The sequence below is a fragment of the Myceligenerans salitolerans genome (assembly GCF_017349295.1).
In the GTDB taxonomy this organism is placed as follows: domain Bacteria; phylum Actinomycetota; class Actinomycetes; order Actinomycetales; family Cellulomonadaceae; genus Myceligenerans; species Myceligenerans salitolerans.
The window spans coordinates 1-11,635 of the sequence record NZ_JAFMPK010000033.1; the positions used below are offsets into that span (position 1 = coordinate 1).

Consider the following 11,635-nt stretch of genomic DNA (forward strand, 5'->3'; position numbering starts at 1 on the left):
CGCCGGCACACGAGCAGGACCGCCGCGCGCCGGGCGTGCCTCGGGCCGGCGGCTCTCAGAGCCGGCCGGCGGCCTTCAGCGCCAGATAGGTGTCCGCCAGGCGGGGTGCCAGGTCGTCCGGCAGGGCCTCGATCACCTCGGCGCCGTACCGGCGCAGCATGGTGGTCGCGGCCGTGCGCTCCAGGTCACCCCGGACCGCCGCGGCGGCGTCGTACACCTCGGACGAGGACTCACGGCCCTTCGCCATCTCCGCCACCTCCTCGTCGGCGACCGACGCGACGACGACCTGGTGGTTGCGTGTCAGCTGGTCGACGACGGCGAGAAGCCCGTTCTCGACGGCCGCCGGGTCGAGCGACGTCAGCAGCACGACGAGTGCACGCTGCGACATCCGTTCGCGCACCTGGCCGACGACACCCGGCCAGTCGGTCTCCAGCAGCACCGGCCCGACCGTGCTGAGCGCCTCCGCCATGGCCGGCATGAGCCGAGGCCCGGCCGCGCCCTGCACCCGGGCCCGGACCGCACGGTCGTAGGCGACGAGCTCGACACGGTCACCCGCCCGGCTCGCCAGCGCGGACAGCAGCAGGGCGGCCTCGATGCTCGCGTCCACACGCGGCGCGCCGATCTGGCTGCCGATCGCGCCGACCCGCGCCGCCGAGGTGCGTCCCGTGTCCAGCACGATCAGCACACGGCGGTCACGCTCGGGACGCCAGGTCCGCACCACGACCTCGCTCCGGCGCGCGGTGGCACGCCAGTCGATCGAGCGGACGTCGTCGCCCACCACGTACTCGCGCAGTGAGTCGAACTCCGTGCCCTCACCACGGACCTGCACGGCCGCCCGGCCGTCGAGCTCGCGCAGGCGGGCCAGGCGCGAGGGCAGGTGCTTGCGGCTCGCGAACTCCGGCAGCACCCGCAGCCTGCCGGGAACCGGCAGCGTGTACTGCCGCCCGGCGATCCCGAGCGGGCCGAGGGTGCGGACCGTGACACCACCCGCGAGGCGGTCGCCCCGACGCATCGGCCGCAACGAGGTGGTCAGACGGACCGCCTCCAGGTGAGGCAGGTCGAGCGCGTGCCGGCCGGGGCCTCCGGGAACCGATCCGGTGGCGGCGCCCGCCGACGGCGGCCAGGCGTCGCGAACGACACCGCGCAGCCGTCGCCCGGACACGTTCCGGACCACCAGCTCCGACACCGCACGCTCACCCAGCCGGACCGACTGCGGGAGGAACCGCTGGACCTCGACACGCCGGGCGGAGGCGGCCAGGGCGATGTCCAGCCAGCACACGAGGACCACGAGCAGCGTCCAGGCGATCACCGTCCCGGCGCTGGGCCAGAGCAGTGCCGGGATCACGCCGGCCGCCATGAGCACGGCGGCCCGCCAGGTCAGAGCCATCGGGCCCGCCTCAGCGAGGCACCGGCACGGAGGCCAGCACCGTGTCGAGCACGCCCTCGGCCGTCACGCCCTCGAGCTCCGCCTCCGCCCGCAGCTGGATGCGGTGCCGCAGCGTCGGGTGAGCGAGCGCCTTGACGTCGTCGGGCGTGACGAACGACCGGCCGGACAGCCACGCCCAGGCACGCGCGGTGCGCAGGAGCGCGGTCGCACCACGGGGAGAGACACCGAGCGAGAGCGACGGCGAGTAGCGCGTGGCGCGGCAGACGTCGACGGCGTAGCCCAGCACCTCGCGCGAGACCTGTACCCGGCTCACCTCGGCACGGGCACGGGCGAGCACGTCGGCGTCGGCCACCGGTTCGAGACCGGCCCCCCGCAGGTCCCGCGGGTCGAACCCGGCCGCGTGCCGGGCGAGGACCTCGACCTCCTCGTCGCGCTCGGGAAGCGGCAGGACGAGCTTGAGGAGGAACCGGTCGAGCTGCGCCTCGGGCAGCGGATAGGTCCCCTCGTACTCGACGGGGTTCTGGGTGGCGATGACCACGAACGGGTCCGGTAGCGGGCGCGGCGTGCCGTCCACCGAGACCTGCCGCTCCTCCATCGCCTCGAGCAGCGAGGCCTGCGTCTTGGGCGGCGTGCGGTTGATCTCGTCGGCGAGCATCAGGTTGGTGAAGACCGGCCCCTCGCGGAACGAGAACCGCGCCGAGTTCGCGTCGTAGACCAGGGATCCCGTCACGTCGCCGGGCATGAGGTCAGGGGTGAACTGGACGCGCTTGGTGTCCAGGGACAGTGCCGCCGCCAGGGAGCGGACCAGCAGCGTCTTCGCGACGCCGGGCACACCCTCCAGGAGCACGTGGCCCTGGCAGAGCAGGGCGATGAGCAGGCTCGTCACGGCGGAGTCCTGACCGACCACCGACTTGCCCACCTCGGCACGGACGCCCGCCAGGGCGGACCGCAGGCCCGGTGACGGACCGGGCGGTGGCGACGCGGGGTCGGTCTGGGGTCCGTCGGGCCGGGAGCCGTCGGCCTGGGTACCTCCGGGCCGAGCGGTGCCGGACGGCGGCTCCGAGCCGGGGCCGGCCTCGGGCGGGGTGTACACGGGTTCGGTCACGATCGATGGACCTCGCTCTCCAGGTTGTCGAGACTCCGGGCCAGCTCGGTGAGCCGACCGTCGTCGGCGGGCGGGGGCCCGTACAGCAGTTGTGCCACCTCGTCGGCGGACCGGTGTGTGGCGGCCGCCACCGCCTCGGTGACGGTCGTCGCGTCGGCAGACCGGGCCAGACCCAGCCGGTGTGCCATGCGATGGGCCGCGGAGGCCCGCAGGCCTGCCGCCGCGTGTCCGCGCGCCCGTACCGCACGGTACAGGCGTGCGCGCCCACGCATCGTCTCGGCCGAACGGACAAGCACGGGCAGCGGCTCCGTCACGAGCGGCCCGAGGCGCCGGCCGCGCCAGATCGCGAGCACCAGGCCGGTGAGCAGGAGGACCCAGACCACCGGTCCCGTGCCCCGGGGCAGGACGCTTCCGGCGCTTGCCTCGGGGCGAGGCGTCCTGACGTCGCCGTTGCCCTCCCCGCCACCGTCACCGGCCGACCCGCCAGGCGGGCCGTCCATCATGGTGGTGTCGAAAAGGTCGGGGACGAGCCAGGTCAGCTCGTCGTGCGCGCCGAGGGTCCACAGGGCGAGGGCGGCGTTGCCGCCGTCGAGCACGGTGTCGTTGCGGATCAGGGACTGGTCGTAGATCACGTGCACCCAGCGGCCGTCGACCTGCGCGCGGACGTACGCGAACCCGGCGCCGCCGGCGGCGGGCCAGCAGCGGTCGGCCTCGCCCCGCACGACGGTCAGACCCGTCTCCAGGCGGACGTCCTGCGCAGCACGGGCGGCGGGCGCCGCGCACCGTGGCCCGCCCGTGGCGGCCGGTCCCGAATACCACGTCTCGACCCGGCCGTCCGTGAAGGCCTCCAGGAGCTCGAAGTCCGGAGCGAGCAGTACGACGTCGGACTCGGTCGCCGCCAGCGCCTCGATCTGTCCCGGCTCGAAGTAGGCGGGGTGCGGGGTGATGAGCAGTGTCTGTCCCGCCGCCGCGCCGTCGAAGGCCGCGCGCACCGTACGGACCTCGTTCACCCTCACACCGTGGTCGCCGAGCACCTGTGCGACGGCGCGCCCGCCGTCGTCCTCCGGGTTCTCGGTGGAATAGGGGATGTCCGAGCCCACCGGCCGCGTGAAGGCCAGGACGAAGACGAACAAGGCGATGGCGCCGACGACGAGAGCGATCCACCCGACCGTTCTCCACGGGAATCCTCGGCGGGTGGTACGCCCGACGACGGGCGCGCTCGTCCCGGACCGGTCGACCGGGCGAGGCCCGGCGGCGGGTGGCGGGGCGGTGGTGTCAGTGGCGGTCACGGAGTGTCCACTCCTCGTTCCGACGTCGTGCCCTCACTGGCGAACGGGGCGCTGACCACGGCGACGGGCACTCCCGCGGCGTCGGGACCCGCTCCGGACGTGGCCGCCTCCCTGCGTTCGACGCGGGCCGCGGCGACCGCTTCGTCGAGTTCCCGCAAGGCGGCGTCGTCGGCCGCGGACGCGTCCTGGCCGCCGTACTCGACCTGGTCGAACAGCCCTGCGGCGAGGTGCAGCCGGGCGGCGAGCCCGGGCAGCCGTACGCCGACGTCGTTCGCCGCCTCCTGGGCGGTCCGGCCCGGACGCGGGTCGATCACGGCGCGTTCCTCGCAGGACCGCACCACGGCGCGGTACCGCTCCGCGACGGCCATCGACCACTGGCCGGACCGCGCGGCGGCGTCGGCGGCAGAACGCATCTGGGCGGCGGTACGGACGTCGTCCTTCTCGACGACGGCGGCCGAGCCCGCGGCCCTTCGCTCGCGACGCACCGGGCCCGCCACGAACCACGCGACCGCGAGCACGACGGCCACGAGGACGACGATCACGATCGCCAGCTGTGTTCCGGCGAGTCCGGCGTCCGGGACGTCGAGGCTGCGGAACCAGTCCGTGACGGCCTCGACGAGACGCTGGAGCAGACTCTGCCGCTCGGCGTACTCCGCCTGCTGCAGCTCGTTCCGTAGCCAGTCGTGCGCCTCCTCGCGGCCGGGTTCGACCGGAGGTTCCATGCGTGGCGTCATCGGTCCGCCGTGGCCGCCGCGAGCTGGACGTCGAGGCCCTCACGACGCATCCGGGTGTCGATGTAGAGCAGAGCGACCACGGCACCCATGAAGATCGTCTCCAGCAGGGCGACGATCAGCGTCGTGAGCGCCACGCCGATCTGCACGACGACGGGGCTGGCCATCACTGACGCGAAGCCGAACCCGTAGGAGACGGGCGCGCCGACGATCTGCCCGAGGAAGGAGAGGATCAGGTACGTGAGCAGGTAGATGCCGAGCATCCGCCAGAAGACGCCCCGCGTCAGCTGCCAGCCCCGCACGAGGGTGGCCCAGAAGCCCTGGCCCTCGAGCACGATCGCCGGCGCCATGAGCAGGGTGCGGACGACGAACCAGGCGCCGAAGACCAGAAGACCCGCGAGCGCCAGGAAGACGCCGAACACCCCGAGCCCGGTGTCGAGTGCGAACATGCCCGCCACCAGCGCGACGGCGACCAGGAACACGAGGAACACGGCCAGCCCCTTCACCAGGCCGAGCGCGATGAGGAACCACCAGCGCGGGCCCACGCGACGCCAGGTCTCCGCCATGGTGACCTTCTTGTCGATGGCCGACTCGCTCACCGAGAGGGCGACGCCTCCCATGGCCAGCGGCGAGGCCAGTGACAAGGTCACCACCGTGCCCAGCGTGACACCGTAGAGGCCGGGGATCAGTCCGCTCATCTGGTTGAACGCGGCGAGATCCGCCGGATCGGTGCTCTCCGCCGCCACGACGTCCTCGAGTTGCCCCCACAGGTCGGCGAAGAACGTGGTCAGGGGCAGGCTGAGCAGCGCACCCACCGCGGCGGCGACCGCCAGCACGATGGTGGTGAATCCCAGGACCACGCCCGGGTTGTGCCGCACCGCCTGGAAGGCACCGTCGTAGATCTCTCCGAGGGAGAGGGGGCGCAGGGGGATGATGCCCGGCTTGTCGACGATCGGCGGCAGAGGCCCGGGCAGCCCGCTGCCCGGGCCCGGCTGCTGGCCGTGCGGCGTCTGCCCGTACTGAGCCTGTCCGTACTGCCCCTGCCCGTACTGCGGGGCAGACTGCGGCGATGCCGGCCCGGCCCCGGGCGCACCGGCCTGCCGGCCCGGAACGTACCCCGGTGCGTACTGACCGTAGCGCGGCGGCTCACCCCACCCGTTCTCGGGGGCGGGCGTGCCCGATCCGCCGTCGGGACTGGCTGGCGTCGTCACAGGCTTGTCTCCCGGGTGTTCGTAGGCTTCCAGCACACCACGCCATGTCTCGCGGTGCGCGTCGCCACCCTAGCGCGACACTCCGACGGGGCGGGCAGAAACGCCTCCCTTCCGGGCTTCCCGACCGGGTTCGCACCGGCCTCGTCACGGCCTCGCGGCACGAACGTCCGCAGGCCGGGACGGCCGGTCCGGCGACGCCCGTCGGACGGAAGGCGCGGACGCCGCGTCAGTCCCGCAGGTCGGGCACCGCGTACGGGAGGCGGTGCAGCAGGCTCGCGTGCTCGTCGGCACGCGCCTGGCGCAGGCGCGCCGCGTCTTCCTCCCGCAGGCGCCGCTCAGCCAGCACGGCGTGCAGGAACGCCTCGGGATGCGTCCCGGCGGGCGGCCCCGGGGCGACGTACGGCTCGACACGCCCGGCCAGGTCGTCCGCGAGACGCAGACGGGACTGGGGCGCCAGCTTGTGCGCCCTGCCGAGGAACTGCCGGGCGGCGAGCGCCAGGCCGTCGGGCAGCCGGCGCATGTCGGTGGTGTCCGCCCATGCCGCCAGTTCGCGCGGCATGATGACGGGCGCCGACGGTGGGTGACCGCCGCGGACACGTGCCACGTAGGTGCCGGCCCCCAGGTCACCGAGCCGCTTCCCGCGGCGGTTGATCAGCGAGGTGATGACGGCGAGAAACCCGAAGGTGAGCCACAGCTCGAAGACGCCGACCACGGCACGGACGAACGCGTGGCGGAAGCGGATCGGGCCGCCGTCGTCCCGGACGACGCGGATGCCGGCGGCGAGCTTGCCGAGCGAGCGCCCGCGGGTCAGGGTCTCGACGGCCGTCGGTACGCCCACCATGACCATGAGTGTGACCAGGACGTTGGTGATCATCAGCGTGTCCAGTCCGGACTCGCCCCGCAGGAACTGGTCGGTCAGCCATCGGACCGCGATCGCGATCAGGAAGACGACCACGATGAGCAGCACGAGGAGGTCCAGCAGCACCGCGAGGGTGCGTGAGATGAACCCGGCGGGGCGTGCGTCGAGGAGCACTCCCTCACCGATGACGATGCCGTCGTGCACGTGGTCTCCTTGCTCGGGCTGTGTCGCGGGCGTCCTGCGCCCCGGTCAAAATCTAAGGGATGGCTCGGGCGTGAGGCAGACTATCGGCCGTGGACATCGATGCCTTCACCGCCGTGCACTCGAAGGAGTGGGACCGTCTCGCGCAGCTCGCGGGCCGGAGGCGCCTGGACGGCGCAGAGGCGGACGAGCTGGTGCGGCTCTACCAGGCCGTGGCGACCCACCTGTCCACGGTGCGGTCGGCCGCGCCCGATCCCGCGGTCGTGACGCGGCTGTCCGAGCTGCTGGTGCGCGCCCGCGCGAAGATCGCGGGTGCGCACGAACCCGCGTGGCGCGGTGTCGTGCGGTTCGCGGTGGTCACGGCTCCCGCGGCGGTCTACCGCATCCGCTGGTGGACGCACGCGGTCACCGCCGCCGCGCTGGCGGTCGCGGTGGTCGCGGGGGTGAACGTGGCGACCGACCCGGAGGCGCTGCGCGCCATGGGACCGCCGTCCGTGCAGGAGCAGTACGTCAACCAGGCGTTCGCGGAGTACTACGATCCCGGTGCGGGATTCGCGGGCGTGGTGTGGAGCAACAACTTCCGGATCGCGTTGTTCAGTATCGGCGGCGGGATCACGGGGATCGTCCCGCTGTTCGTGCTGTGGCAGAACTCCGTGAGCGTCGGTGCGATCGGTGGGATGATGGCCGCCCACGGCGAGCTGGACACGTTCCTCACGCTGATCGCCCCGCACGGCCTGCTCGAGCTGACGGCGATCTTCGTGGCCGGGGCCGCGGGTCTGCGTTTCTTCTGGTCGTGGATCGATCCCGGGCCCCTCAAGCGGTCGGCGTCCCTGGCGCGTGAGGGACGATCCCTCATCACGGCCGGGATCACCCTGATGGCGGCGCTCGGCGTGTCGGGCCTGATCGAGGGGTTCGTCACCGGGTCGTCGATGTTCTGGTGGCTGAAGATCCTCATCGGAGCGGTCGCGCTGGGGGCATTCTGGGCGTATGTGTACGTCCTCGGCGGGCGAGCCGTGCGTGACGGCGAGACCGGTGACCTGTCGTCCGACGAGGCGGGAGCCTACGCGGTGACCGCGGGCTGAGCCGGGCCCGCGGGTCCGGTGTCCGACACACCGGCTACCGTGACGTCGTGCCCTTCGCTCCACCGCCCGCGCCCACCACCCGTCCCGACCTCACCGGCACGTTCGGCATGGCCGCGTCCACGCACTGGATCGCGACCGCCACCGCCCAGTCCGTCCTGGAGCGCGGCGGCAACGCGTTCGACGCCGCCTGTGCCGGCGCGTTCGTGCTGCACGTCGTGGAGCCGCACCTGAACGGGCCCGGCGGCGACATGACGGCCGTGCTCGCCAGCGCCGCCGATCCCGGCAGGCCCCGCGTCCTGGCCGGTCAAGGCCCTGCGCCTGCTGCGGCGACCATGGAGCACTACCGCTCCGAGGGACTCGACCTCGTGCCGGGCTCGGGTGCTCTCGCGTCCGCCGTTCCCGGCGCCGTCGACGCCTGGCTGCTGCTCCTGCGCGAGCACGGCACGTGGACCGTGCGGGACGTCCTGGCCCACGCGATCGGCTACGCACGGGACGGCCATCCGGTCCTGGAGCGCGTGGCCCTCACCATCGCGGCGGTCCAGGGACTGTTCCGGGAGCACTGGCCGACCTCGGCCGCGCACTGGATGCCGGGCGGCGCTCCGCCCAGCCCGGGTGACCTCGTCACCAACCCTGCCTATGCCGACCTGCTGGAGTCCTTGGTCGAGGCCGCCGACGGCGCCGGATCGCGCGGGGCGGGCGTGGACGCCGCGCGCCGCCGGTGGCGCGAGCTCACCGGGCCCGCGATCGAGGAGTTCGTCCGCACGCCGCACCGGCACTCCGACGGCGCGGACCACGCCGGCGTCATCACGGCCGCCGACGTCGCGGGATTCCGCGCCACGTTCGAGGAGCCGGTCACGGCCCGGTTCCGCGACTGCACCGTCGCCAAGACCGCGGCCTGGGGACAGGGGCCCGCCCTTCTCCAGACGCTCACCATCCTCGACGGGTACGACGACGAGTTCCTGGACCCGTCCACCGTGGCGGGTGTCCACACGATCGCCGAGGCGCAGAAGCTCGCGCTGGCGGACCGCGACGTCTGGTACGGGGACGTGGCGCCGTCGTGCGCCGATACAGGGCCGGCCGCCGGTGCCACGGGGCCGGCCGTCCCGGGGTCGGGATCGGCCGCACCGGACGCCGCCGCGAACGCCGTACCGCTGGGTCACCTGCTCTCCACGGAGTACGCGGCCCGGCGTCGCGCCCTCATCGACGTGACCGCGAGCCACGAGCTCCGTCCCGGCGAGGTGCCGGGACGGACGACGCCGCCGGTGCCTCCCCTGCGCACCGAGTACGCGACCACCGCGCCAGCGGGTTCCCTGCCGGGGGCGCCCACGGGCGGAGCCGCCGCGGGGGTGGGTGAGCCGACAGTTCCCCACGAACCCGCGGCCGCCGAGCCGTCCCCGGACGCCCGAGGGGTCACCCGTGGCGACACCTGCCACATCGACGTGGTCGACCGCTGGGGGAACATGATCAGCGCGACACCGTCGGGCGGCTGGCTGCAGTCCTCGCCCACCATTCCCGCCCTGGGCTTCTGCCTCGGTACACGCCTGCAGATGACCTGGTTGGACCCCGCCTCGCCGTCGGCCCTCGTGCCCGGGAGGCGGCCCCGCACCACCCTGACCCCGACGCTCGTGCTGCGCGACGGGGAACCGGTGCTCGCCTGCGGCTCCCCCGGCGGCGACCAGCAGGACCAGTGGCAGCTGCTGTTCCTGCTGCGCGTCCTCGTGGGCGGCTACACCCCGCAGGAGGCGATCGACGCCCCGGCCTGGCACACGACCTCGTTCCCGGGGTCGTTCTGGCCGCGCACCTGGACGCCGGGCGGGCTGGTGGTCGAGGACAGGCTGGGTGCGGACGTGATCACGGCGCTCAGCGCACGCGGCCATCGGATCACGCGAGCGGGCGACTGGACGCTGGGCCGCCTGTCCGCCGTCACCCGTGAGCCGTCGACGGGCGTTCTCGGCGCGGCGGCCAACTCGCGTGGCGCCCAGGGCTACGCGGCAGGCCGGTGACACGGGGGCGGCAGGCCGGTGACACGGGGCAGAACCGGGCGGCTGTCGCGGACTCTTCTCGCGGGAGTCCGACCGTGCAGGTATGTTTCCAACGGGTGACTTTATTGTCGGACACTTTCCCGAATGTCGGGTGAACCCGTAAGTTGCCCTCTGGTCCCGGACCACGGGACCCACCAACCTCAGGGAGCAACCATGCGCATGCGACACCCCCGTCCCGCGCGCGGCCTCGCGGTCGCGTCGGTGGCGGTACTCGCCGCCACGACGTTCGGCCTCTCGGCGAGCGCCGCGGCCACGGACGAACCGAGCTCGACGCCCGTCCCGATCGTCACACCCGACGGCGAGACGTTCTCGTACGTGGTCAACGCCCGGCACGCGAACCCGGGCCACACCCGTCTGGCGGAGCGGGCCGTCCGGTCGGCCGGCGGCGTCGTCGTCCAGTCGTGGCCGGAGATCGGCGTGGTCGTCGCGCACTCCACCAACGGGTCCTTCCGGGACGACGTCGTCTCGGGACCGGGCCGGTGGGTGGTCGACTCGGTCGGCGCCACGCGGACCGCCTCGCCGTACGAGGGCACGCCCGAAGAAGTTGCCGGTCCGCGCGCGCAGCGGTCTCCGTCACTGCGCGCAGGCGCGCTCACCGACGGCGCGACGGCGGACGCGGCCACCGACGAGGAGTTCGACGTGATGGTCGAGGAGGACCCTCGTGAGAACGAGCAGTGGGACCTGTCCCTGATCCAGGCGGACGCCGCCCACGAGCTCACCGACGGTTCCGCCGACGTCGTCGTCGGCATCCTGGACAGCGGCATCGAGGCCGACCACCCGGACCTGGCCGGCCAGGTGTCCGAGGACCTGTCGGTGAACTGCACCGACGCCGGTCGTCCCGACACGTCGGCCGAGGGCTGGTGGCCCACCACCTCGTCGCACGGTACGCACGTGGCCGGCACGGTGGCCGCGGCACGCAACGGCACGGGCATCGTGGGCGTGGCGCCGGGCGTGACGATGGCGTCGGTCAAGGTCGTCAACGACGAGGGGTACATCTTTCCGGAGTACGCCGTCTGCGGGTTCATGTGGGCCGGGCTCCAGGGCATGGACGTGACGAACAACAGCTACTACGTCGACCCGTTCATGTACTGGTGCGAGGACCAGCCCGACCAGTACGCCGCCAAGGAGGCGGTGCGCCGTGCCGTGGAGTTCTCGACGCGCCGGGGAGTCGTCCACGCCGCCGCGGCCGGCAACGCCGCCACGGACCTGTCCACCAACACCAGCGACAGCAGCAGCCCGAACGACTCGGAGCCGGTCGACCGCGTCATCAACTCGGGCTGCGAGGACATCCCCGCCGAGCTCGACGGCGTCGTGACGGTGTCCTCGATCGACGCCGAGGCGAACCTGTCGAGCTTCTCGAACCGCGGCCTCGGCGAGATCGACGTGGCCGCACCGGGGTCCCAGATCCTGTCCACGGTGACGGGCCACGGCTACGCGCTCTACAGCGGCACATCGATGGCGTCCCCGCACGTCGCGGGCGTTCTCGCGCTGATGAGGTCGGAGCACCCCGACTGGTCGCCGCGGTTCCTGGAGTCACAGATCCGCGCCCAGGCCACCGACCACGCGTGCGGACCGGTGGATCGCGGTGCGGAGTGCGTCGGCTCGCCGGCGGAGAACTCGTTCTACGGCGACGGCATCACGAACGCGCTGAGGGCGGTCACGGACGGCTGATCCGCGGGCGACGACGGCCGTGGCGAATGCCCGCCACGGCCGTCGTCGAGTGCCCCT

At 73.2% G+C, this 11,635-nt stretch carries 9 protein-coding genes; 3 read left to right on the forward strand and 6 right to left on the reverse strand.

The features are described from left to right. Positions 1-55: 55 nt before the first annotated feature. The 6 genes from J0911_RS08315 to J0911_RS08340 all read right to left on the reverse strand — a co-directional run bounded on the left by J0911_RS08315 (position 56) and on the right by J0911_RS08340 (position 6,786). A complete protein-coding gene (locus J0911_RS08315; RefSeq protein ID WP_207274996.1) occupies positions 56-1,387 on the reverse strand; it encodes a DUF58 domain-containing protein in 1,332 nt (443 codons plus the stop codon). Positions 1,388-1,397: 10 nt separating this feature from the next. Further along, positions 1,398-2,492 (reverse strand): AAA family ATPase, encoded by a 1,095-nt coding sequence (locus J0911_RS08320; RefSeq protein ID WP_207274997.1) that lies wholly within the window; start codon positions 2,490-2,492, stop codon positions 1,398-1,400. Further along, a complete protein-coding gene (locus J0911_RS08325) occupies positions 2,489-3,781 on the reverse strand; it encodes a DUF4350 domain-containing protein (RefSeq protein WP_207274998.1) in 1,293 nt (430 codons plus the stop codon). The genes J0911_RS08320 and J0911_RS08325 overlap by 4 nt, the downstream gene beginning before the upstream one ends. Beyond that, entirely contained in the window at positions 3,778-4,503 is a 726-nt protein-coding gene (locus J0911_RS08330; RefSeq protein WP_242636472.1) for a DUF4129 domain-containing protein, read from the reverse strand. Before J0911_RS08330 ends, J0911_RS08325 begins: the two co-directional genes overlap by 4 nt. Before the next feature lie 8 nt (positions 4,504-4,511). Then, a complete protein-coding gene (locus J0911_RS08335; RefSeq protein ID WP_207275000.1) occupies positions 4,512-5,723 on the reverse strand; it encodes a DUF7847 domain-containing protein in 1,212 nt (403 codons plus the stop codon). A gap of 226 nt (positions 5,724-5,949) precedes the next feature. Next, positions 5,950-6,786, reverse strand: coding sequence for an RDD family protein (locus J0911_RS08340; RefSeq protein ID WP_207275001.1), 837 nt, complete (start codon positions 6,784-6,786; stop codon positions 5,950-5,952). 89 nt (positions 6,787-6,875) lie between these two features. Between J0911_RS08340 and J0911_RS08345 the strand changes: the two genes are divergently transcribed. The 3 genes from J0911_RS08345 (at position 6,876) to J0911_RS08355 (ending at position 11,578) form a co-directional block, all read left to right on the forward strand. Continuing rightward, positions 6,876-7,865 (forward strand): stage II sporulation protein M, encoded by a 990-nt coding sequence (locus J0911_RS08345; RefSeq protein WP_207275002.1) that lies wholly within the window; start codon positions 6,876-6,878, stop codon positions 7,863-7,865. Between the two features lie 47 nt (positions 7,866-7,912). Beyond that, the gene (locus J0911_RS08350) at positions 7,913-9,868 is read left to right on the forward strand and encodes a gamma-glutamyltransferase family protein (protein ID WP_372434855.1); all 1,956 of its coding nucleotides are present in this window, start codon (positions 7,913-7,915) and stop codon (positions 9,866-9,868) included. Between the two features lie 192 nt (positions 9,869-10,060). Next, the gene (locus tag J0911_RS08355) at positions 10,061-11,578 is read left to right on the forward strand and encodes a S8 family peptidase (RefSeq protein WP_242636473.1); all 1,518 of its coding nucleotides are present in this window, start codon (positions 10,061-10,063) and stop codon (positions 11,576-11,578) included. The last annotated feature ends 57 nt before the right edge of the window (positions 11,579-11,635 follow it).

Bases quoted from the DNA above. Each gene is read 5' to 3' on its own strand.
- J0911_RS08355 (WP_242636473.1), top strand. From the start codon at position 10,061: ATGCGCATGCGACACCCCCGTCCCGCGCGCGGCCTCGCGGTCGCGTCG.
- J0911_RS08330 (WP_242636472.1), bottom strand. From the start codon at position 4,503: ATGGAACCTCCGGTCGAACCCGGCCGCGAGGAGGCGCACGACTGGCTA.
- J0911_RS08315 (WP_207274996.1), bottom strand. From the start codon at position 1,387: ATGGCTCTGACCTGGCGGGCCGCCGTGCTCATGGCGGCCGGCGTGATC.